At 40.1% G+C, this 24,402-nt stretch carries 22 protein-coding genes and 1 riboswitch; of the genes, 10 read left to right on the top strand and 12 right to left on the bottom strand.

Going from position 1 to position 24,402, the window contains the following annotated elements; genetic code table 11:
• Positions 1-57: 57 nt before the first annotated feature.
• Both BN3283_RS13170 and BN3283_RS13165 read left to right on the top strand, forming a co-directional pair.
• Positions 58-789, top strand: coding sequence for a hypothetical protein (locus tag BN3283_RS13170; RefSeq protein WP_059026916.1), 732 nt, complete (start codon positions 58-60; stop codon positions 787-789).
• A gap of 248 nt (positions 790-1,037) precedes the next feature.
• A complete protein-coding gene (locus BN3283_RS13165; protein ID WP_147625621.1) occupies positions 1,038-2,858 on the top strand; it encodes a hypothetical protein in 1,821 nt (606 codons plus the stop codon).
• Positions 2,859-3,503: 645 nt separating this feature from the next.
• On the opposite strand, the gene BN3283_RS13155 is transcribed toward BN3283_RS13165, so the two are convergent.
• From BN3283_RS13155 to BN3283_RS13125, 7 genes are all read right to left on the bottom strand, one after another.
• Positions 3,504-3,803: a hypothetical protein gene (locus BN3283_RS13155; protein WP_059026909.1), complete on the bottom strand. Its 300-nt coding sequence runs from the start codon at positions 3,801-3,803 to the stop codon at positions 3,504-3,506.
• A 90-nt stretch (positions 3,804-3,893) separates the two neighbouring features.
• Positions 3,894-4,337, bottom strand: coding sequence for a hypothetical protein (locus BN3283_RS13150; protein ID WP_147625619.1), 444 nt, complete (start codon positions 4,335-4,337; stop codon positions 3,894-3,896).
• Between the two features lie 111 nt (positions 4,338-4,448).
• Positions 4,449-5,957 (bottom strand): hypothetical protein, encoded by a 1,509-nt coding sequence (locus BN3283_RS13145; RefSeq protein WP_286137674.1) that lies wholly within the window; start codon positions 5,955-5,957, stop codon positions 4,449-4,451.
• A 112-nt stretch (positions 5,958-6,069) separates the two neighbouring features.
• The gene (locus BN3283_RS13140) at positions 6,070-6,504 is read right to left on the bottom strand and encodes a hypothetical protein (protein WP_147625615.1); all 435 of its coding nucleotides are present in this window, start codon (positions 6,502-6,504) and stop codon (positions 6,070-6,072) included.
• Between the two features lie 104 nt (positions 6,505-6,608).
• On the bottom strand, positions 6,609-7,046 hold the full coding sequence (locus BN3283_RS13135) for a hypothetical protein (RefSeq protein ID WP_147625613.1): 438 nt from the start codon (positions 7,044-7,046) through the stop codon (positions 6,609-6,611).
• A 103-nt stretch (positions 7,047-7,149) separates the two neighbouring features.
• Positions 7,150-7,587 (bottom strand): hypothetical protein, encoded by a 438-nt coding sequence (locus tag BN3283_RS13130; RefSeq protein WP_147625611.1) that lies wholly within the window; start codon positions 7,585-7,587, stop codon positions 7,150-7,152.
• 11 nt (positions 7,588-7,598) lie between these two features.
• Positions 7,599-8,111 carry a bacteriocin fulvocin C-related protein gene (locus tag BN3283_RS13125; RefSeq protein WP_059026898.1) on the bottom strand — a complete coding sequence of 171 codons (513 nt, stop codon included), beginning with the start codon at positions 8,109-8,111 and terminating at the stop codon, positions 7,599-7,601.
• A 111-nt stretch (positions 8,112-8,222) separates the two neighbouring features.
• Between BN3283_RS13125 and BN3283_RS13120 the strand changes: the two genes are divergently transcribed.
• The 8 genes from BN3283_RS13120 (at position 8,223) to BN3283_RS13085 (ending at position 19,317) form a co-directional block, all read left to right on the top strand.
• A complete protein-coding gene (locus BN3283_RS13120; RefSeq protein WP_082667109.1) occupies positions 8,223-9,602 on the top strand; it encodes a sensor histidine kinase in 1,380 nt (459 codons plus the stop codon).
• Entirely contained in the window at positions 9,592-10,281 is a 690-nt protein-coding gene (locus BN3283_RS13115; RefSeq protein WP_059026893.1) for a response regulator transcription factor, read from the top strand. Before BN3283_RS13120 ends, BN3283_RS13115 begins: the two co-directional genes overlap by 11 nt.
• Before the next feature lie 193 nt (positions 10,282-10,474).
• Complete coding sequence (gene dnaG, locus BN3283_RS13110; protein ID WP_059027268.1) at positions 10,475-12,406, top strand: DNA primase; 1,932 nt, start codon at positions 10,475-10,477, stop codon at positions 12,404-12,406.
• A gap of 210 nt (positions 12,407-12,616) precedes the next feature.
• Positions 12,617-13,237 (top strand): TetR/AcrR family transcriptional regulator, encoded by a 621-nt coding sequence (locus tag BN3283_RS13105; protein ID WP_041503282.1) that lies wholly within the window; start codon positions 12,617-12,619, stop codon positions 13,235-13,237.
• 108 nt (positions 13,238-13,345) lie between these two features.
• Positions 13,346-14,632, top strand: coding sequence for a TolC family protein (locus tag BN3283_RS13100; protein ID WP_041503281.1), 1,287 nt, complete (start codon positions 13,346-13,348; stop codon positions 14,630-14,632).
• Between the two features lie 28 nt (positions 14,633-14,660).
• Entirely contained in the window at positions 14,661-15,704 is a 1,044-nt protein-coding gene (locus tag BN3283_RS13095) for an efflux RND transporter periplasmic adaptor subunit (RefSeq protein ID WP_041503280.1), read from the top strand.
• 93 nt (positions 15,705-15,797) lie between these two features.
• A complete protein-coding gene (locus BN3283_RS13090; protein WP_041503279.1) occupies positions 15,798-18,962 on the top strand; it encodes an efflux RND transporter permease subunit in 3,165 nt (1,054 codons plus the stop codon).
• Between the two features lie 61 nt (positions 18,963-19,023).
• Entirely contained in the window at positions 19,024-19,317 is a 294-nt protein-coding gene (locus BN3283_RS13085; RefSeq protein ID WP_041503278.1) for a PG0541 family transporter-associated protein, read from the top strand.
• 263 nt (positions 19,318-19,580) lie between these two features.
• Here BN3283_RS13085 and BN3283_RS13080 read toward each other — a convergent pair whose 3' ends face one another.
• The 5 genes from BN3283_RS13080 to BN3283_RS13060 form a co-directional block, all read right to left on the bottom strand.
• A complete protein-coding gene (locus BN3283_RS13080; protein ID WP_041503277.1) occupies positions 19,581-20,492 on the bottom strand; it encodes a YitT family protein in 912 nt (303 codons plus the stop codon).
• Between the two features lie 273 nt (positions 20,493-20,765).
• Positions 20,766-20,956: riboswitch (cobalamin riboswitch) on the top strand.
• A 159-nt stretch (positions 20,957-21,115) separates the two neighbouring features.
• The gene (gene nadD, locus BN3283_RS13075) at positions 21,116-21,718 is read right to left on the bottom strand and encodes a nicotinate (nicotinamide) nucleotide adenylyltransferase (protein WP_059026891.1); all 603 of its coding nucleotides are present in this window, start codon (positions 21,716-21,718) and stop codon (positions 21,116-21,118) included.
• Positions 21,719-21,891: 173 nt separating this feature from the next.
• Positions 21,892-22,770, bottom strand: a complete 879-nt coding sequence (locus tag BN3283_RS13070; protein WP_059026889.1) for a YicC/YloC family endoribonuclease — start codon at positions 22,768-22,770, stop codon at positions 21,892-21,894.
• Positions 22,771-22,876: 106 nt separating this feature from the next.
• Entirely contained in the window at positions 22,877-23,638 is a 762-nt protein-coding gene (locus BN3283_RS13065; protein ID WP_059026887.1) for a hypothetical protein, read from the bottom strand.
• Positions 23,639-23,789: 151 nt separating this feature from the next.
• Positions 23,790-24,392 (bottom strand): hypothetical protein, encoded by a 603-nt coding sequence (locus BN3283_RS13060; RefSeq protein WP_059026885.1) that lies wholly within the window; start codon positions 24,390-24,392, stop codon positions 23,790-23,792.
• Positions 24,393-24,402: the final 10 nt, after the last annotated feature.

Below are 24,402 nucleotides of genomic sequence, written 5' to 3'. Positions count from 1 at the left end.
CGTCTTCAACCGAAGTTGAAGACGAAGTCATAGCCCTCTTAAAAGGAGGAATATACAATGAGCGTTATCAATTCAAAACCACACATCCTGATACAGATTTGGACAACGATTCAAAAACTGGTCCAATACAATATTAAAATTATTTTTGGAAATAAGTTTCTCTATTTCATGTTAGCCGCTCTGTTTTTTTTCATCATCATTGTTACCGTAAAACTTTTCGGAGATGACGAAATTACCCAAGCGACTGCCTATTCCATGCTGATGATGCCTTGTATTCTGCTCGTTTTCTATCCCATGTGTTTCGGGATTCAAAATGACCAGGATGCCAAAATCGTAGAGATCATATTCGGTATTCCGAATTACAGTTATAAGGTCTGGCTGTTCCGTCTGCTTATCGCTTATGTCATCTGCCTACTGATCACCCTTCTGTTATCCACTCTCACCTGGTGGGTAATCGTGGATGTTCCTGTATTCAAATTGACATTTCAAACGATGGTTCCCGCTCTTTTTATCGGAACTCTCTCCTTTATGCTGAGTACCGTGATTAAAAACGGAAACGGGACTTCCGTGGTAATTATTATCATCGGTCTCATTCTTAACTTAGTGGACGGACAGCTGGGAAACAGTCAATGGAACATATTTATCAATCCGTTCAATGTCCCGTTAGATAAAAATCCGGAGATCTTTTTCAACACGGTAGCCCACAATCGGGTTATCATGCTGGTAGCCTCTACCCTTTTTATCATCTTCGGCCTAAATAACACCCGCAACCGGGAAAAATTCATATAGAAACACCCGACAACGGATGCTATCTACCATCAAAAACAGGAGTTCGAGATTACATCGAACTCCTGTTTTTTTAATCTACGACCATCTCCTAATTGTAAATTGGACGCTGCATTTTGTAATTTACAATTTAAAATCTACAACCTACAATTAAACACCCTGCATTATCCCGCTATTCGCAACCCATTCGCAACCATTTCAGCATCGATCACTCTTTATATTTTGTATGTTTACATGCTAATTTTAGAACCATGAGAACGATGTACTTTTGTGTGATGTTGTGTATATTTTTTTCTTCCTGCGGACAAAAGAACGACAAATTGGAAAACGCTTTAAAACTGGCTAAGGAAAACCAGAAGGAGCTGGAAAAAGTGCTTGCACACTATGCCCAACATCCGGCAGACGCCCTCAAGCTGAAAGCCGCCGAATTTCTAATCGAAAATATGCCGGGCCATTACACCATACAAGGAACGTTAATCAACGAGTACCGGGAAAAGATTTACGCGGACACAACAGCCTCCTATTTTGCCAAAAAAGCCTTGGATATCTCTTTAAGCAAAATCGACTGGCTACGAGATGCATCCCGAAAAGAGGAAGACATCGAACACATTAAAGCAGATTTTCTGATTCGGCACATCGATCTTTCGTTCGAACGGCTAAATCAATACCCTTGGCTCGAAGATTATCCCTTCGACCTATTTTTGGAATACCTTCTGCCCTACCGCTTTGAAAACGAACGATTGGATTTATGGATCGATTCGCTCCACATCTCTTCTGAAGATTTAAAAGCTTATTCTCTTGGAAACGGCATCCAATACATGATGAATTTCACAGAACCGCAAACATCGTTCGTGCCTTTTTTTATACAAAAACTTTTCCGTTATCATATCTACGTGGAGTGTTCTCATTCGACTCTTGAAGAAAATTTCAGATCTAGAGCTTTAGGTTTACCCTCGGCTGTCAAACACATTTTTCATTATGTCAACCGGAACGGTTTTCACCACTGGAACGAACTTGTCTCTGCCGAATTCAAAGACGATGAAAAAGTCCATGTCTCAGGTAAAAAAATGGCAAGAGTATATCTAAAAACCTATTCCCACAACCCAATTTACTCTCCTCATAAAAATGAATACATCCCTGAGTTATTCCGAAACCCTTTTATCAAAGACATCAGTAACCGCTATTTACACACAACAAATATCCGAATTCGAATAAACGATAAGTTAACGAATACCCCTCATCACGCCTACTTGGGTATATTCAATAACTTAAACTGGCAACCCGCAATCATAGGAAAGGTAAAACGAAAAAAAATCGAATTTAAGAATATCGCCAAAAATCTCGTTTATCTACCTCTTTGTTTCGAGAACAAAGAAGCAACGAGTATAAACTATCCATTCATATTAAACTTGAAAGGAGAAGTAGAATACCTTATCCCAGATACATCTACACGTCAAGTCATTCGTATAAAACGAAAATATCCTCTCAACGAAAATTTACTCTCCTATGCCCGAGAACTCGAACGTATCACTTTTGAAGGAAGCAATGACCCTGAACTCCAAGAATCAGATACACTCCTGACAAATTTAGAAACATCCGAGATCACTTATTTGTTCGGAGAAATTAAAACCCGCAAATTATACCGACACTACCGAATCACATCACCCATTTCGACAAATATCGGTGAGATCATATTGATCAGTTCCAGAGGAGAACGATTAAAAGGAACCACAGATTCAATCTTTACTAAAGGTTTCGATCACAATCCTCTTACAAATACACGAGTAAAAAAAGACGAAGCAGTTAACATCCGTTTTGATTCTCCCGTCGAAATAGCTAAAATAATATGCCTCCCCCGAAGCGACGGGAACGGAATATACCCTGAAAACGAATACGAACTTTTCTACCACGATCTGAACGGCTGGCAATCTTTAGGTCGGAAAACAGCCACGGATTACTACCTCGAGTACGACAACATTCCCAAAGACGCACTTCTCTGGCTCCGTAACCGTACGACCGACATCGAAGAACGAATCTTTACCTACCAAGACCAGAAAATTAAGTTTTGGTAATACAACCAATAGTAATTGGGATACACTTCAAACAGGGCTAACGCGCGATTTTAAACACCTACCTATAAATCTAAAATCCGAAATCATAAATCATTAAATCACCTATCTTTTAATCCCAGAATCCTTTACCTCCGTTCCCAAATGCTACCGATAGTCGAACAACAGATCATTTTACAAGAAAATTACGACCGATTCACAAATATATCGACTAAAATAACATCAATGGAATACAATATAGATATAAAGAATATCGGTATAGTCCCATCTTGATCAATAAATCGATTTGATATAAAAGGCAATACCGTAAATAATCCCCCGAGCATAAACAGGGATATGTTATCAAAAATAGTATTAGGTTTCATTTAAAAAGTACTTAGAGATTTCAATAAATACACGGGGAAATATGCTAATTTTAGATTTATTCTAAATCTTATAATATTAGTATATTTTAAATTCTTTATTTTACGATCCCTCCGAATAATTTCAATTTTAGTAACTTTTTTAATTTGGTTTCCAGTTGAAATAATCTGTCCGAATCCAACTTTGATAAAACAGTACTTTCTACAAAAATGACAAACCCCAATTCCAGGGCATTCCTCGCTTTGTCAGCAACAACTTTTACCTGAAAAAAACTTCTTACCCCTTTCAATGGTTTAATTCTTCCGTGGTGAGTACGTCTTTGAATACTTGCACGAATTCTTTAAACTCAAAATTATACTTTGAACCTGACATCCAATCCGGTGGTACAATTTCACCATTGTCAAAATACATCTTTTCAAATGTATGGACGTTTTGCGTGTTTTTTACTTTGATTGTAAAATCGGTTTGTTTAGAACAATAATAACTCAGGTTTTTTCTTTTACCGTATCTCTCGGGGTATAGAGTACTTGTGCCTTCATGTTTGTCATCCCAAGTAGCGATACGAGTAATAGCACAAATTTTCATAACATTTAATTTTTATCAGTTGCAATTTACTGTTACTTGTGATAAAGTGCTATTCATAGCGGTTAGCGGAGAAACGTGCCAAATTTAAAGTCACTTTAAATCTCTTCTATAACTTACAGCAACAATATATTTTATGTTCTTTATTTTGCGGTCATCATCCGATAATTTTAATTTCAATAATTTTTTTAACTTGGTTTCCAGTTGAAATAACCTGTCCGGATCCAATTTTGATAAAACGGGGTCATCTGTAAAGAATATAAACTCCAGTTCTATAGCATTCCCCGCTTTATCTGCGATAACATTTACTTGGAAAATTCCTCTCTTTCCTTTTAATTGGTTTAATTCTTCTGCTGTAAGGGCGTCTTTGAATACTTGCACGAATTCTTTAAACTCAAAATTATAGCTCACACCAAATCCCCAACGTGGAGGTACAACTTCACCGTTATCAAAATACATCTTTTCAAATGGATGCACGTTTCGTGTATTTTTCACTTTCGTTGTAAATTTAGTTTGCTTTATACAGCAATAGTTCATGTTTTTTCCTTTTACCGTGTCTCCCGGCGTGTATAGAACTTGTGCCTTCACGTCTGTCATCCCGAGTACCGATACGAATAGTATTACTAATAATTTCATGACGTTTAGTTTTTACTGTTCACAATCTATTGATAGTTCTTTTACCGTGGAAAAATTTCTTGCCGATGAAGATTCCGGGTAAGTGCTGTAATTACCGATTTTTTTAATATCACCAATAACAGACTCATAAACATCGTTAAAACCATCTTCTATAACATTATATTGAGGATCTAAAAATTCATTTAATGTAATTATGTTCTGATATTCATCGCCAACAAGTGCAATACTTGCGTTTCTTAAAGCATATCTATATACTGCAAAAAAGGCCTCTATCTCTAAATTTAGTTTTGCGTTGGGATTATGAGTTTGTCGACCATGTATAAGTTCATGCAAGAGAGTCGCTTCTACCGTACCTATTTGACGGGGATCGTCAAACCTCTTTATCCGGAGTTGTTTCGTCTGGTGGTTATAACTTCCGGAACCACTCAATCCCCCATCGTGGATAAGTTGAATATTCTTACCTGCCAAGCTACCTAAAAGATTTCCTCCCATACAATCATTATTTATATTATTCAATATATCTTCAACTTGTTGCCATTGTTCGCTTGTCAATCGGGAGTAATTAGAAAAAAGGGTTTTGGAAAGCATTCCTTGCGGAGAAACTGACGGTATTTCCCCGCTACCACCTCCGCCTCCGCCACCACCCGTCTGACAATTTCCAGGGCAAAAGGACATGCTGCAATAGGGGCATCTCCAATCCGGTGGCGGCGGAGTGAAGCATACACACGGATATTTTTTGCATGACCAACAACACGCGCATCTTTCGGCGGGCCTGTTACACTCTCCGCAGTAAGTCACCACGACCTCACACTCCCCGTCGCAATTCTGGCTATGGCATATAGCGCAGTAAGAGGGTGACGTACCCCCGCCGCCCTCTCCTCCCCGCAAGTACACCCCTGGGCCGTTTTCATCAATAAGGTTAAAACTGCTTACAACGTGTTCCGGACGGATGTTCTTCTCTCCCGTTGTCCTGGCCAGGCGTACCCTTTGCTTGTTACCGCCCGTGAATTGGTAACAGTCGAGGTAATTTCCTTCTACGTCCGAGAATATCATCAGCCCGCTGAAATTCCGGCTATTCAAATAACCGTGTTTCCGGGAAGATCGTCCGTTGTCGTCACGGCCGATGAGGGTCACGATGAAATAGCGAAATTCATTTATTTTATCATGTTTTTGAATAATCAACTTTATTTCCACGTTCGTGAGCGTATTTTCAAACCCTCGATCAGCTACTTTTCGGGTATACCAACTCTTCGAGTAAACCTCTCCATTTAACGGTACTTCCAGCGTCGAAACAGCTCCATGTTTAACGGATATTGACTTTTTCCAATCGGGACGTATAACTCGAGACCTTATATTTATACTTTTTGCCAAATGTTCTTTTGCCTTTCCGATTTGGACAACTTGTATATCCGATGCGTTTTGTTCAAAATAAAGTCTGGCTTCTTTTTCAAAGTCCGCTATACCTCTATCAACTTCAAGGAATTCCTTAGAACAACTATCCATTAAAGTTAATATAGACATAATAATTAAACCAAGTAATAATTTATTTATCATGGGCATTTATTATAAAAATTTCATTTTTAAAGTCCAATAGATTATTAATAGCACTTTATCCTTTCACCTCAAATTTCTTTTAGAGTTGAAACCAATAAATATTTCCCCATAAAGCCAAAAAAATTACCAGTATACCGCAAAACAAAAGGAAAATCTTCTGCTGTTTCTTTTCCACCCGACAATAGATTAATCCCCCAATGATACCGATCCAACGAAGAAGAAGTTGCGGAGGAGAAGCTGATATATCACCGTAACGTATATATAAAAAAATACTATCAGGCAGCTCCAGAATACAACTTCCAATTAGCAAAAAAAGAACCGTGTAAAAAGGTTTCGTCTGCCCCTTGTACTTTCGTAACATGTATATCGTTAACAGGAAAAATAGAATAGCTCCCACGAACAGACAGACCTGATGTCCTAAATAGGGACAAGTCGGTAAATACAACCCCCTTAAAGGGAAAATTAGAGTCTCCAATAAGGCGGCACTAATAAAAATCCATATATATTTCTTCATAACCTTAATCCAATAACACTTTTGTTTTCTTACCCAAAAATTACCATCAAAATCACATAATCTCCGAATCACGGAATCACTTGATTTTTTAATAAAAATATCTTTCACAGTAGTTTTAACCAATAAGGATTTCCCCATAAAGCCAAAAAAATTACGAGTATACCACAAAACAAAAGAAGTATTTTCCGCTGTTTCTTTTCCATCCTGCAATAGATTAATCCCCCAATGATGCCGATCCAGCGAAGAAGAAGTTGCGGAGGAGAAGCTGTTAGATAACCGTAACGTATATAAAGATAAATATCATCAGGCAGTTCCAGAATACAACTTCCAATTAGCAAAAAAAGAACCGTGTAAAAAGGTTTCGTCTGCCCCTTGTACTTTCGTAACATGTATATCGTTAACAGGAAAAATAGAATAGCTCCCACGAACAGACAGACCTGATGTCCTAAATAGGGACAAGTCGGTAAATACAACCCCCTTAAAGGGAAAATTAGAGTCTCCAATAAGGCGGCACTAATAAAAATCCATATATATTTCTTCATAACCTTAATCCAATAACACTTTTGTTTTCTTACCCAAAAATTACCATCAAAATCACATAATCTCCGAATCACGGAATCACTTTATTTTTTAATAAAATATCTTTCACAGTAGTTTTAACCAATAAGGATTTCCCCATAAAGCCAAAAAAATTACGAGTATGCCGCAAGACAAAAGAAGAATTTTCCGCTGTTTCTTTTCCATCCTGCAATAGATTAATCCCCCAATGATGCCGATCCAGCGAAGAAGAAGTTGCGGAGGAGAAGCTGTTAGATAACCGTAACGTATATAAAGATAAATATCGTTAGGCAGCTCCAGAATACAACTTCCGATAAGCAAAAGAATAATTACATAAGAAGGCTTTATCCTATTCTTATACTTTTGTAACATATACACTGTTAATAGAAAAAATAGAATAGCTCCCACGAACAGACAGACCTGATGTCCTAAATAGGGATAAGTCGGTAAATACAACCCCCTTAAAGGGAAAATTAGAGTCTCCAATAAGGCGGCACTGGTAAAAATCCATATATATTTCTTCATAAAATTGTTAATTAAGCCCATAAATGACGACAATTACCATCACATGCTTGTGTCCTAAACCATCCACAATCGATAAAATCTAATTTACATCCTGCGTCCTCTCTACATCTTTGTTGAAATTCTCCGGTCAAATCACAAAAATCCTGTTTCGTCGAGCAACTACAATTCTTCCAACCGGAGCCGGAACCGGATTCAGATCGGGATTTAACTAAAGGGTGATCCGAATCGGAAGCAGATGCAATATCACCTGCTTTATTTAACATTTTGTTCCCTGTTGCGGCTATCGCGTATAGCATCTTCTTGTTCCAACCCAACTTTTCTTTCTTAATGGTTCCAAAATCATATTGTTTCTTAACAAATTTCAGATATGCTTTATTCCCTTGTTTCTTTGTTAATGTATCATATGCCTCAGGTAATACAAGATCTTTTTTCGGAAAATTACTTTTTGTGTCCGATGTTTTAGATCCATTACATCCTATAATTACTATCCAAAATATAAGAATCAATATAGCTCCACTTTTCATAGTTTTATATTTTTTATTTTTACAAAAATACACACTACGAATCACCTAAAATTAAAAAAAGGTTGCGAGAGGGTTGCGAATTTTATAACTTTGAAGCAAAATAAATGAAAAATGGATCAAAGAATGCGTTTTGTTTGGAATATTACAATTTTTGCGGGATCTATTCTTTTGTGCAACCAATTGATTCACGTGAATAATTTATACAGGCTGAGAAAAAATGCACACATATATCAACAAAATGAAATGATCAAAGGAGCTATCCACGAGTTCAACATGAAGTCTACCAATCTGAAAAAATCGGGTTACTCGATCAGTTTCAACGCGAGAAATAACGAATTAAGATACATCATTAATAATCAGAAATTTAAACACCAACTATACCCGCAAGACGACATTAAACATGTCATGGAACAATGTACTTACGATATTCGGGATCCGGAACTTTGGACCTTAGAGCATTTTTACAGCTATTTACAGGAAAAACAGGATTCTGTAATGTTGAAAAAACTTTCCATGCGTTTCCTTGTTTCAGACAAGACCGGAAAAAATATCGATACTTACCCGAAAAAACAGGTCGATCTTCCCGCATCTTATGAATATAAGGATACCCTCGGATTTATCTCCAAAGATATTTTGCTTGTCGCTTATGACTACCCGACCGCACTTTTCCTGCAATCGACCTCCGGACAGGTCATTCTTGTTATTTTCATGACCGCTTTACTTATCCTGTGTATCGTGAACCTTAATCGAACCGTTCGAAAGGAAAAAATAAACGGTAAACACCGGGAACTGTTTATCAACAATATAGTACACGACCTGAAACGTCCCGTCGTAAATCAAATCAAAATCTGCCACCTATTACACGACACGATATCCCCGGAACAACATTCCTTTCTTAAACAAAGCGAAAAACAATTGAACGAGATGTTACACACCATCCATCAGATGTTACTTCAATCCACTGATGAACACGGGTTGCGACTAAAATTACGGGATTTCGATCTGGCGGAAATGTTGCAAGCCCTAACAGAAAAAAAACAATGGAACGTAAAAGAAGAAAAAGAATTTACGATTCTGGTCGATTTTTTACCGACCGATAACATCATCTCGGGAGACTATCATTTCTTAAGTGCCGTTTTCCAGAATCTCGTGGACAATGCTTTAAAGTATTCCGGAGACCGGGTAGCCATAAAAATCACGTGTGAAGAGATAGATGTCCAATTTATCCGAATCACGATTCAGGATAACGGCTTCGGAATTTCTTCCAAAAACCAAAAACAAGTATTCGAACGCTACAATCGCGGAGATCACCAAAACAATCACGAAATAAAGGGACATGGGCAAGGTTTACATTACGTTCGCACGGTAATTTCCGCTCACGGGGGAAAAATCGATCTGACGAGTACCGAAGGAGAAGGAACCTCGATCACCATTACATTACCCCGAAAAAATCGCCGGAAAAAAAATAACATCGCTAAAAATGGAAAATAAGATCAATATACTCTACGCCGAAGACGATCTACTGGGAGCAGCACTGACTCGAGCAATTCTAGAAAAGCATAATTTTCTGGTCGAGATCGCCCCTGACGGCGAAGAAGCCTGGAAAGCTTACAAAAGAAAAAAGCCGGATATTCTCTTGCTCGATCTCGATATGCCGGGTATTAACGGACTTCAATTGACTCAACTCGTCCGGAAGCAAGATCTCCAAACTTTTATCATCGTTTACTCTTTGCACGGAGAGGCAGAAAAAGAAATAGCGATCCTGGATGCCGGAGCAGACGAATTCATCTGTAAAGAGCGTCCGCCGGAAATACTCGTGGCCTACCTGAAACGTATCAGCCAAAAAATCATGACAAACCTGAATACCCCTCATCTGTACCAACTTTCACCCCGTACAACTTACAATAGCAGTGCGCGAACACTGACAATCGATGGCGAAAGTACATCCTTAAAAACCATCGATGCCCGTTTCCTGCAATTATTGTGCGCAAAGAATCAGGAAGTGGCCTCACGTGAATACCTTATCGAGGGAGTATGGGGCCAAGCTAACCTCGGCAAAGCATCCGAGCTCAAAAAATACGCCAGCCGGGTCCGTAAACTATTAAAAGTCGACTCCTCCCTAAAAATCGAGTACCGGGAAAACGGATATATTCTCATCACGGAATTATGAATGCCTTTCGCTCATTGTAAATTGCAAACCAAGAGAATTCTGAGATTAGAGATTTAGTGATTCAAATTCTCATCACGGAATCATTGAATCACCCAATCGTTCAATTGCCAATCTTTTAATCGATTGATTCGTCATTGAATTTTTGTCCTCCGGAATGGAGTTAATTCTGCTTATTAAGCATTATCTTTGCCTTATGATTGATCAGGCTACCATACAAAAGATTTTTGATGCTGCAGACATATTGGAGGTTGTTTCCGACTTTGTAAGTTTAAAAAAGCGGGGGGTAAACTACCTTGGATTGTGTCCGTTTCATAACGAAAAGACGGGTTCGTTCACGGTATCCCCGGCCAAAGGCATATACAAATGTTTTGGTTGTGGAAAAGGGGGCAACGCGGTGAATTTTATCATGGAACACGAGCAGTTATCTTACGTGGAAGCATTGAAATATTTAGCCGCTAAATACCATATTCCCATCGAGGAAAAGGAGTTGACCGAAGAGCAAAAGAAGGAGAAGACGGAGAGGGAGAGTATGTTGGTGGTTACGGCCTATGCTCAGGAATATTTTAAGTACCAGTTACACCATACGGATGAAGGCCGCTCTGTCGGACTCGGCTATTTGAAGCAGCGGGGGATCAGTGACGAGATGATCGAAAAATTCGGGTTAGGTTATAATCCTGAAGATTGGGGTGCTTTTTCCAATACGGCAATCGGCAAAGGATACAAAAAAGAATTTCTGGTAAAGACAGGATTATCGATCGAAAATGAACGGGGTATATTCGACCGTTTTCGGGCAAGGGTGATGTTTCCGGTATTGGATTTAGCCGGAAAAGTGATTGCCTTTGGCGGGCGAACCATGTCGACCGATAAAAAAGTATCGAAATACCTGAATTCCCCCGAATCCGAAATTTATCACAAGAGTAAAACGTTGTACGGTATCTATTTTGCGAAAAAGAGTATCGTACAACAAGACCGTTGCATTTTGGTCGAAGGTTACACGGATGTTATCTCTTTTCACGCGAAAGGGATCGAAAACGTCGTGGCTTCTTCGGGTACATCATTGACGATAGAGCAGATTCGTTTGATCCGTCGATTGACACCTAATGTCACGATTATATATGACGGAGATGCTGCCGGAATTAAGGCCTCTTTACGAGGAATAGATTTGGTTTTGGAAGAGGGATTGAATGTACGGGTACTTTTGCTGCCGGACGGAGAAGACCCGGATTCGTTTGCCAGAAGTCACTCTTCGCATGAGCTGACAGAGTATATCGCCCATAATGAAACCGATTTTATAAGTTTTAAAACCAAATTGTTGCTTGGAAGTGCCGGAGATGACCCGGTTGAAAAGGCGAGGTTAATCAGTGACATTGTACGTAGCATTTCAAAAATTCCCGATAATATTACCCGCTCCGTATACGTTCGGGAGACGGCACACCAGTTGGAGGTAGAAGAACGCATCTTGTACACGGAAATAGCCAAAATCCGGAAGAAAGGTGAGGAAGAGGCAGGTAAGAAAGGCGTGCAACAGGAACCGGATTTGAACGGGGGAGAGAAAATGATGAGGAGTGTCACTCCTTGTGATCTGGAAGAGACCGTACTAATTCGCTATCTTATTTTGTACGGAACAAACGATTTGTATGAAGAAAAGGTGAATGGGATTGAACGTATGGTTTCCGTGGGAGAGTTTATTATCCGGGAATTGGCCGAAGATGATTTGGAATTACTAAATCCGGTATTCAACACGATTCAAAATGAATACAAACGGGAATACCAATCAGGAACATTTATTCCAGCCCGTCATTTCATTGCCCATCCCGATCTAAAAGTAAGTACGATCGTTGCAACGATCTTAAGCGAACCTTACGAATTGAGCAAGATATGGAATAGAATGGAAAGTTTTATTCAGACCGAACAAATGAAGTTGATCGAGTTACTACCTAAGATTCTGGATAACTACAAAATGCGAAGAATAGAAATGCTTGCCCGCGAAGCCGACAATCGCATATTGGAACTACAAAACAGCGGAGATTTGTCGCAAGTGTTGGAATGGATTAAACGCAAAAATGCAATCAACACCATTCGTCGTAAACTAAACGATAAGCTGGGACGTACGGGAATACATTAAAGAATTCTGAGATTAGGGAATTGCCGATTCAGTGATTTAGTGATTCAAATTTAATCTCCTAATCACAGAATCCAAAAGTTTTTCTCTCTTTGCAAATTAACAGAAAATTAACTACACAGCATTCGTATAATTTCAATTATTATATACCTTTGCCCACGGAAACGTTTTAAAGGTGTTTCGTTTCCTCGTACAACATTAATACAAGAAACGATGGATTACAACAACCCGCAACAAAAAGAGGAATTATTGGAGAATATTTCCGAATTATTTCTGAAATACGGTCTCCGGAGTACTTCCATGGATGATATAGCCAATCATCTGAAGATCTCGAAAAAGACTCTTTACCAATTGTTTAATAACAAAGACGATGTCGTTGAACAAGTTTTAGTCCATCGAAGATTAGCCAGAAGCAAACAAGCCGATATGGAAGGCGTTCAGAAAATGAATCCGATTGAAATCATGAATAAAATTAAGACATACATGATTCATGACCTCTCTCGAAGGGTCCCGGCAAATTATTTCGATATTAAAAAATACCATCCGGCGGTATATCAAAAAATCATGAAAAATGATGAAAATTTTACAAAAAATTTCCTAACCGATTTAATAAAAACAGGCATCAACCAAAAATACTTCAGATCGGAAATCGATGCGGAACTACAAGTCTACCTGCTGGGGAAACAATTGAGTTTCTTACGGGAACCCGAGGTATTTAGCCAAATCGCCTATCCGATAGAAACCGTAGTAGAAACCATCATCAATAATTTTTTAATGGCAATATGCACGGAGAAAGGTATCAAAGAGATTGAAAAACAAAGCAACGCAAAATAAAGTAAATAAATTATAATAAATAAACACGATGAAATAAGCGGTATTGTTTTTGTAAAGCGTATTGTATTTAAAATTCCCCAAGAATAATAACAATTTAATCTATAAATCATGAAAAAAGGAGTTCCATTCTTTCTTATTTTTCTACTCGTGCCTTGGCTACTTCGTTCACAGGAAGTTCCTCAAACACTCTCCTTAAGACAGGCTATCGAGTATGCTATCAAGCACAACAAAGAATTACAATCTTCACAACTGGAAATAGACCTGTATAAACAAAAAGTACGGGAATCTGTTTCACAGGGGTTGCCGCAAATCAACGGTACTTTGGATTATAATACCAATTTCGGTTACAAAATGGATTTTGGAGGTAATTCCATGAAGATGAAAGATCAATCCAATGTAAAAGCAAGTTTACAACAATTAATTTTTAGCGGACAATGGATTTTAGGGATACAAACCAGCAAGATCGCCGAACGTTTGACCGAGCAACAGGTGGAGATTACCGAACTGGATATCGTCGAAAACATCTGTAATTCTTATTACACGATTTTGGTAAGCGAACGAATGTTGGACATTCTGCGCCAGAATCTCGAAAACATGAATAAGATTTATCAACACACCGATAATATGTATAAAGCAGGAACCGTAGAGGTTACGGATGTCGATCAAATCCGAATTACCGTCGGTCAACTGAAAAACAGTTTACTTTCCATGGAAAGGACCGTGGAGGTTAATTACAATTTGTTACGCCTTCAATTGGGATTAGTGGCCGGTACGACCGTCAAGCTGACGGATAACTTAACCGTTTTTCTTGACGAGAACAAAGCCCGCCAATTGTCGGAAACGACATTCGATATCCAGAAAAATCCCGAATTTCAGATTATGCAGACCCAAACGGAACTAAACAAAAAAATGCTGGGATTGGAGAAATGGAGTTATGCTCCGACAATTTCCGGTTCCTATACCTTTAACCACAAACTGTTAAAGCCGGAATTCGACATGAGTGCCAAACACTCGGCAAGTTTGACGATGACCATTCCTATCTTCTCAGGATTCGAAAGGAAGTCAAAGGTTGCACAGGCAAAAATTCAATTGGATCAAACTAATATAAACAAAAGCCTGTTGGAAGATCAGTTGAACTTACAGGATGAACAATTGAAGTTCGAATTGAGAAACGCAATTGAAAACTACAACCTCCAAAAGGAAAATATCGACGTAGCCGGACGCGTATTAGCCAATTATCAACGGAAATATGAATTCGGAGCCGTTTCCAGCTTGGATCTGACTCAGGCTAATAACAATTACCTGCAAGCTGAAAACAATTATACGAATGCCGTTTTGACCTTATTGCAAGCTCAATTGAATATTGAAAGATTGTATAATCAACTTCCTCATTAATACTTGGAATAACAAAAAAAGAAATACAATGGTAAAGAATCTCATTTTATCGATTATAGCGTTAGCTATACTTACCGGCTGCTCTAACAAGAAAGACAAGGCAGCAGACACATCGAACGCAACCGTTCAAGCCGTACCCGTGAAGGTTATGAAACTTGAAAAGAAAAAGATTGCTAAAACGATAGATTACACGGCCAATTTGGAAGCCGAGGAGCAAGTCTATTACGCTCCTTCCTCCACCGGAAGAATTGAAAAGATTCACGTGGAGGTAGGCGATCCGATTAAAAAAGGACAACTCTTAGTCGAAATGGACCGGACCCAATTACATCAGGCCGAAGTCCAATTGAAAAACTTAGAAACGGAATACAACCGGGCCGTCATGTTGAAAAAGACGGAAAGTATTTCACAACAAGCTTATGATGCAGCCGTTACCCAGTACGAGGTAGCTAAATCCAACGTGGAATTTCTACGGGAAAACACGAAACTTTTAGCCCCGTTCAATGGAGTGGTAACCGGAAAGTTCTACGAGAACGGTGAAATGTATTCCGGTTCCCCTGCCGGAGGTGCCGCCAAAGCCTCTGTGATCTCCATCGAGCAGATCAATCCGCTAAAGGCTAAGGTAAACATGACGGAACAATATTTTCCGCTTATCAAACAAGGGACTCCCGTTGAATTAAAGAGCGCCATCTATCCCGACCGGACATTCCCCGGAAAAGTAAGTATCGTATATCCGACGATAGACAAGGACTCCCGTACTTTCACCGTCGAGGTAAAGATTCCGAACAATGACCTGACGCTACGTCCGGGTATGTTCGGTTCGATTACCTTCTTTATCGGAGAAACGGAAACGATGGTTGTTCCCGCCTTGGCAGTTTTGAAATTACAAGGAGCCAATAACCGGTACGTGTTCTTAAACGATAACGGCAAAGCTAAACGGGTTGAAGTTATCTTAGGAAAACGTTTCGACGATCAGGTGGAATTGATTTCCGATGAGATCAAGGAAGGAGACGAATTGATCACCGTAGGTCAAGCCCGGTTGGTGGACGGAGCACCCATCCAAATCACAAAATAATAGTAACATGCAGGATTTAAGCATCATCATGCGAAGAGAGGGGGACCACAAGTAACCGTCATAAATCCGAATCATAAATCTAAAACAAAAAAGATGAGTATATTTAATACAGCCGTAGAAAAACCGATTACGACATTGATGATTTTCGTCGGTATCATCGTGCTGGGAGTCTTCTCGCTGGTCCAACTCCCCGTTGACCAGTATCCTAAGATGGACCCTCCCTATCTATCGGTAATGACAAGTTATCCGGGAGCAAACGCCGCGGATATAGAAACCAATATCACAAAAATATTAGAGGATCAGTTGAATTCCGTGGAAGATTTGAAAGAGCTGACCTCTACCTCATACGATAATCTTTCCGTTATCCAGTTGGAGTTCGAATGGGAAGCCAACTTAGACGAGGCCGCAAATGACGTTCGTGACGCTATCGACAAGGCCATGGATAATCTTCCGGACGATATCGATCGCCCCTCCTTGTTCAAGTTCAATACGTCCATGATGCCGGTAATCATTTACTCTTTGACGGCAGACGCTTCTTATCCCGGAATCGAAAAGATCGTCGACGACAAGGTGATCAACCGGTTAAACCGGGTAGACGGGGTCGCTTCCGTGACCATCGCGGGTTCTCCCAAACGGGTTATCTACGTGGATCTCGATCCGAACAAACTGGATGCCTACAACATGACCGTGGAGAGCCTTGGAAATCTGATCGCTGCCGAGAATAAGAATCTTCCGGCCGGTAATTTGAAAATGGGTATCATGGATTATCAGGTCCGCGTGGAAGGAGAGTTCGACGACAGCGAAAAAATCAAGAATATCGTAGTCGCAACGAATAACGGCAAATCCATACTGCTCAAAGATATCGCTATCGTTAAAGATACGATCAAGGATATCACCTTAGAGCAGTTGATCAACCGGCAACAGGGAGCGATTTTGTTAGTAACCAAACAATCCGATGCCAACACGGTAGCCATCGCTAAAACCGTCAAAAAAGAGATGGCTCAGATCATGAAAGAGTTGCCTCCCGACATTAAAATCGACGTATTGGTCGACTCGTCCGACTTCATCGTTCAATCCATCAACAACCTGTCGGAAACATTGATGTACGCTTTGATCTTCGTAGTCTTGGTCGTATTACTATTCCTCGGACGATGGAGGGCGACGTTTATCATCGCACTGACCATCCCGATCTCGTTGATCGTGGCATTTATCTATCTTTTTATCACGAACGAATCGCTAAATGTCATTTCCCTGTCCTCCCTTTCGATTGCTATCGGTATGGTTGTGGACGACGCTATCGTGGTTTTGGAAAACATCACGAAACACATCGAACGGGGAAGTGCTCCGCGCGAAGCGGCTAAATACGGGACAAACGAGGTATGGTTGTCGGTTATCGTAACCACCTTGGTTACCGTGGCCGTATTCTTCCCGTTGACCTTGGTTACGGGTATGACCGGAATCCTGTTCAAACAATTGGGTTATATCGTATGTATTACCGTTTGTACCTCTACCGTAACGGCTATCAGTTTGACCCCTATGCTCTCTTCCCAGCTACTGCGCCTACAAGATAAGGATACGCAGAAAAAAGAAAGCAAATTCAGTTATAACAGTACCGTTATGCGATTATTGGATAAGTTGGATGCCTGGTATGAAAGATTAATCCGTTGGTCCTTGTATCACAAAACAACCATCACACTGACAGCCGTGGTTATTTTCGTGGCTTCCATGTTCTTGGCCAAATACATCAGTACGGACTTTATGCCCCAGAACGACCAGGGTTCCATGAACGTATACGTGAAGATGCAGACCGGACAAAGAGTAGAGGAGACCAAACGGGTTGCCCTGCAAATCGACTCGATTATGAGAGCGAATTACCCGGAGATCAGACAGATCAATCTCTCTTACGGTAGTGAAGACGAGGATGCGGGATTCTCCTCCCTATTCAATAAAACCGGTAGTAATATTTTGAATATCCGAGCCAGATTAGTAGATCTGAAAGATAGAAATCGCAGTGTATTTACCATCGCCGACGACCTTCGTTCCCGATTGAAAGAGCTGCCTGATGTTTTGGTATATACGGTTAGTACCTCCAGCGGAGGTTCCATGTCGAGCAATAACGTAGACATCGAAATTTCCGGATTTGATTTCGAACAAACCAATAAACTGGCCGCAACCATCAAACAAAAGATGGAAGACGTACCCGGTGCCGAGGATATCAACATCAGCCGGGACGACGACAAGCCGGAACTCCAGCTATTCTTGAACCAAGATAAACTTTCAAGACACGGTTTGACCACCACGGAAGTAGCCAACGCCCTACGTAACCGAGTATACGGATATAAGCCCACGAAATACAAGGAAGACGGAGAAGAGTATGACGTGATCGTCCGCTTGCAGGAAAAATACCGGAGTTCTATCACCGAAATAGAAAATATCCTGATTACGAATGCCGCGGGAGAAAAGATCCGGTTAAAAGAGTTAGGTGAAATCAAAGAGTATTGGTCTCCGCCAAACATCGAACGTAAAAGTAAACAACGTTTGGTAAAAGTATCCATTACCCCTTCCAGGGGAGTCTCATTGGGAGACATTGCTGTCGCCGCCCAGAAAGTGATCGACGACATGAAAAACGAAATCCCGCAAGAGATCTCCGTATACGTGGGAGGTAGCTACGAAGACCAACAGGAGTCATTCAGTTCGTTAGCCATGTTGATGGTATTAGCCATGTTATTGGTATACATTGTTATGGCCTCCGAGTTCGAATCATTCAAAATGCCGTTCATCATCATGTTGTCTATCCCGTTCGCCTTCTCCGGGGTGATCCTGGCCCTGCTGCTGACAAATACGACCATGAGTGTGATCGCGGCATTAGGCGCCGTCATGCTGGTCGGTATCGTAACGAAGAACGGTATCGTATTGATCGACTTCATCAATCTGATGCGGGAAAGAGGTATCCGGTTATACGATGCCATCGCACAAGCCTGCCGGTCCCGTCTTCGTCCGGTATTGATGACAGCATTAACGACTATCTTGGGTATGTTGCCGATGGCACTGAGCACGGGAGAGGGTTCCGAAACATGGCGCCCGATGGGTGTAGCCGTAATCGGAGGTTTGGTATTCTCTACCATCATCACCATGATTATCGTCCCCGTCATCTATGCTGCTATGGATAAGAGCGGTAGCCGTGACAAGAAAAAGGCGTTAAGTAAACAATTCAAGTTTATGCGGGACTTTGATCCGAAAGAGTTAGAACAAAAATAAATTTACAACCCGGGATTCGGAAGAGTAAACTTTCGGATCCCGGGTTATAAAACAAATTCATATGAAAGCTGTATTTATATCCTATAACCAAGCCTTAACAGAACGGGTGGACTATTTACTCGACCAGTTGCAAGTACGAGGCTGGACTCAGTTCCCTTTAGTAAACGGTAGGGGAACGAACACGGGCGAACCCCGCATGGGGACACACACCTGGCCCGAAATGAACTCGGCCATTCTTACCATCGTGGAAGACCACAAGGTTCCTTTGATCCTCAAATACGTGGAAAAATTAGACAACGTGAACAGAGAAAACGGTATCAGAGCCTTTGTCTGGGACATCACGCAAACCTATTGATAATCAGCGATTGCAGATGAATAGATTCTTGGATTCAGTGATTCAAATTCAATCTCTGAATTCAAGAATTCTTTTGATTTATAATCTACATCTTTCGAATATCTAACAACAGATTCTCCACATCATAACGAAAGTTTTTCTTTCAGGTAGGAGCCGGAAGAGGCAAACCAAGTAACATAAAAACATAGTTAAAAAAAGATGCCCTGAAATAAGGCATCTTAACTGTTTTTATAAAAATAATCCTGTTCGAATTAATCCTGATCCTAATCCTCCTTTAAAGATTTGAATCCTCTACCCAATATCTCACGGGAGTCGATGACGTTGATAAAGGCTTCCGGATCTATCTCCCGGATACGATGACGCAATATCATCATCTCCCGACGGGTAAGAATCGTATAAATAATCTCACGGGATTCTCCCTTATAGGCTCCGACGGCCGGCAACAGGGTCGCTCCCCGGTTAATGTCTTTCAATATGATACTCTTTACCGACTCGACCTCTTTCGTTACAATCATCAAGGTCTTATGTACGGAAGCTCCTTCCACGATCAAATCGATCACTTTACCTTCGATAAACACGATAATCCAGGAATACATCGGTAATTTCCAATCCCCGAAAGCCAAAACAGTCGTCAACGTGATCGTACAATCTACGATAATTACCAATGTGCCTAAAGAAATATGCGTATATTTGTTCAGAATCATCGCAATGATATCCGACCCACCCGAAGTAGCCCTGGATTTAAAAATCATACCGATCCCTATACCGTATACAATACCCCCGAAAATTGAGGACAACAGTTGTTCTTGCAAATCAGCCCGATTTTCAACCCCCGGTTCCAACAAAGCATCAAAACCATAAGATTGGTGAATCAACCACATAAAACCCGGAATAGCAAAAGTACAGATTACCGTTTTAATACCGAACTTGGCTCCTAAGAAATAGATACCGAGCAACAACAGGGGCACATCCATACATAAAGCCGTTGCTTCTGTTCTCCAACCGAACAAATGATGGAAAACCATAGAGAGACCATATGTTCCTCCCGGTGCAAATCCATAGGGTTCGGCAAACATCACGGCTCCCAACGCAAACACAAAACAACCACCTATCAACCAAGAATAGGTAATAAAGAAATCCTTGGAGAATAATTTCTCCTTCGTTACAAATCCCATGTTTAAACTTATTTATTGAGTTATTAATTCCACTTTTTCAGACGCACAAAAGTACAACTTGTTTTCGATTTCCCACAACGTTTTCTATGTAATTACAAATCATGTAAAATATTGATAATCTTAGATTTAATCTTTGGATATCATGCATATTTATACAAGAGACCACATATTTATACAAAAAACAAAAAAAGCCGTATCAACTCATCTCACCCTCAATCAAAAGAAAATAGGTCTTTCAAAATTATTATTTATCCCATCCTTATTTTCATTTATTTGTTTATATTTGTCTTTGCTTTGGATAGTGAATGTTCTTCGAACGCTCCGAGGGAATCATGTGAAAATCGTGAACTGTACCCGCAGCTGTAAGCTTCGTTAACTTTAGTCTCTACTGCCACTGTTTATAAAAATGGGAAGGCGACAAAAAGGAAGCAAGTCAGAAAACCTGCCAAACATTAGTTTTTACTGTAGCTTTCGGGAAAAGAAGCTGGTAAGATGTCTATTGTGCTTGCCACAATTTTCTTCTTCCCCATTTTCCAACAAGCGTTGTTCTGCTGAATAGGTGAGTAGGTATTTTTTATAGAATTTCTCTGCCAACTTAATTCTATAATAAAATAGAAGCTCACTTATTCTTTTTTAGACCCTTCGTATTTCTTTTTAACCAGAGACCGTAAGCAGGAAGGAACCCAGTCGGAAATATCGCCTCCCGAACGAACCCGGTCTCTTATCTCAGTCGACGAATAAGGAAACAAAGGAGCATCGACAAAAGATATATCCGGATACTCCTCCCCGGAACACTCAAACCCTTTACGGGGATAAACGAGCAGAGGGTAATGCGTTCGAATCCATTGATCGTCTTTCCATAAATGAAAATTACACAGGTTATCTTCTCCTATGATTAATTTAAACAGGCAATCCGGATAGCGGGATGAAAGTAATCTTAAGGTATCTACCGTATAAGAAGGTTTAGGCATGGAAAACTCGATATCGCAAGCCGACATTCTTTCGTCTCCGGCTATGGCTGTTTTTACCATCTCCAACCGATCTTGTTCAGGCAATAATGCCTGATTAACTTTAAAAGGATTACAAGGACTAATAACAAACCACAACTTATCACAATATCCATTATCGAGAAGATAACGGGCAATTCCGATATGACCGTTATGAACTGGATTAAAAGAACCGAAAAACAATCCTATCCGCAAAGGTATTTGATTATCATTATTCATTTTCAAAAATTAGTCGCTATCTATTCATTCCGTAATCAACAATCAGGTGACTTTACCAAGCTCTTCCTACCCTCCGAGGCCTCCCGTTTTTAAACGTGCCATCTAAAAACGACAATTAAATAACCCATCTCATCCGTCCCCGCGTGCCATTTAAATTCCGGTTCGTTTTCGATCTACAAAACATTAAGGCTTTGCTCCTTAATTTTCTCCAATTCATCTTTCATTTGCACTACTAATTTCTGAATGTCATGGTCGTTTGCCTTCGACCCCATCGTGTTGATTTCACGACCGATCTCCTGGGCGATAAAACCCAATTTACGTCCCGGAGCCTCTTCTTTTTCAGCCGTTTCTATAAAATATTTGCAATGATTGGCTAAACGCACTTTTTCTTCCGTGATATCCAATTTCTCCAAGTAATAGATGATCTCCTGCTCCAAACGGTTTTCATCTATATTCTTGATTTCCCCCCACTCCTTCATTTTCTCCTGCAAACGCTGTTTTATCGCCACGACACGTTGAGCTTCAAACCGAGGAACCTCTGCCGATAAACTTTTAATCAGTTCTATACGATTCAATATATCCTTTATCAATACGGCTCCCTCTTGTACTCTGAACTTATTAACCTCTTCCAGGGCTTTCAGGATTCCGGCCTTCAAATGAAGCCACTCCTCTTCATCCAACTCTTCTGATTTTACCTGAAGTGTATCCGGAAAACGCATGATTGTCTGTAACAACTCCCCTTTATCCGGTTCTACCCCCAAGGAAGAAGCAACATCAAGCATTTGTTGGTAATACTGGGAAACGACGGATTTATTTACAGCCACTTCTTTATCCGCATCCGTACCGTCAAAATAAATGAACATGTCTACTTTACCTCGTTCCAGGTAACTTTTTATTGTATTCCGAATCTCTATGTCTTTCTCTTTATATAAATTCGGAGTCTTCAAATTAACATCCAATTGTTTTGAGTTCAGGCTTTTTACCTCAATCACAATCTTCTTATCACCACTTTCAACAGTTGCTTTCCCGAAACCGGTCATTGATTTTACCATAATTTTCACTTTTGTTAGGTTACAATTCCTTGCAAAAGTAGGGCTTTTATTTTAGAAACAAGGTTACAAAATATCGAAAAAGTTCAGGAAAGCACCCGGGAAAATATTACTCTCCCAACATTTTCTGACGGTACTCTGACAAAATCTTATCTATCTCCTCCTGAATACGGTTCAGCTCCTCGTCCCGGAGTAAAGGATTTTCCAACCAGATCAACATCTGGGAACACTCTTGAAGCCGCAACTCCACATATTTTTTCAGATAGGTAAGCTCCAAACGATTTTCCTTTCCCAAATCCTTCGAACGCTCTACCGTCCGCAACGCATCCTGATATTTTTTCCAACAAACGAGAGAGACCGTATCCACGTAAGCACGAACAATTTCCGGGTCCTCTTCCCGCTCAATCATCTCGTAAACCTTCAACGCTTTTTCTTCATATAGATCCAGTTCCTCCGGCCATACATTCCCTATATCCGTAAAAAACAGAGTGGCGACCAGCAACAAGAGCAAAACCGAAAGACCCACGAGGCTAACACCCAAAGCCCGCCAGGCGGAATAGAAGGTACCGCCCTCCCGGGCGTGTTCATCCAAACGTCTTTTTTGGGTCTTATAAACAACAAAACCGATAATGATCACGCTCAAACCCGGTATCAAAAATCGAGGAACCCGATCTGCCTGCTCATCCGGCAAAGAACATAAAACAAGTACGATCACAAGGGTTAAAAGTAAAGATATCAACAAGGTAAACCAAGCCGCCTTTCTACGGCCCATGTGAAAAAAATTTATACTCATCAACAATCCTCCCGAAAAAGGACCGAACAACAAAGTCATAAGGTCGATAATCTTCTCTTTATAAAATTTTGCCTCCACGTTTTCAAATAATAAAATTTCCGGTCTGATGCTTTTTCAAACGCACAAACTTAAAAAATTATTCGAACATATTACCCTGTAACTACTTTCTGAACAGATTATCATTCATAAAATGAAAGGATTTACAAATCCGCCGATTGTAAAGCTCCTATCAATCCTTCTCGACTTCTTCCCACTCTTCAATACTCTCTTGTATCTCCTGAATGTTTTTCAGCGTAAAACGCCGATAGATAATCCAACTTAATAAAACGGCAAATAAAAGACCTATTGCAACAAAAATAAGAATGAAATAGTACGCGATATCGCTAAAAGCTTTAAGAGAACTAATGAACAAAACAGCATACATGATACCGAGAAAAGGAGTAAACAATAATTCTGTCTGAGAACTCCTTTTATAACGATGAATGGACAAGGAAAGCTCTTTCATGTTTTTCTTTATCGCATCCATCCGGTGTAACGATCGTAGACCTCTCCACACGTATAAGACCATAAAAAACAATACCAAAAGATTAACCCACAAGAACCAATCCTGCATATGTTTCTTCCCAACCGGCCCACTCCACACGATAGTACAACAAATGATACTTATACAAGCACATATTCCCGACCAAATCTCAGCATTGATTAATTTATCGATAGCCTGATTCCGTTTCCCTTCTATCATTTTTCTAATCATCCGTTCATCGAGAATCTCTTTTCTTTTGAGGGATTCTTCCCAGGAATTCCAATTATCTTTCATTTTATCCAATTCCATAACACAATAA

The sequence above is a fragment of the Gabonibacter massiliensis genome (genome assembly GCA_001487125.1).
Taxonomy (GTDB): domain Bacteria; phylum Bacteroidota; class Bacteroidia; order Bacteroidales; family Marinifilaceae; genus Gabonibacter; species Gabonibacter massiliensis.
The sequence above is the reverse complement of the archived record's forward strand: the minus strand, read 5'-3'. Positions and strand labels throughout refer to the sequence as shown.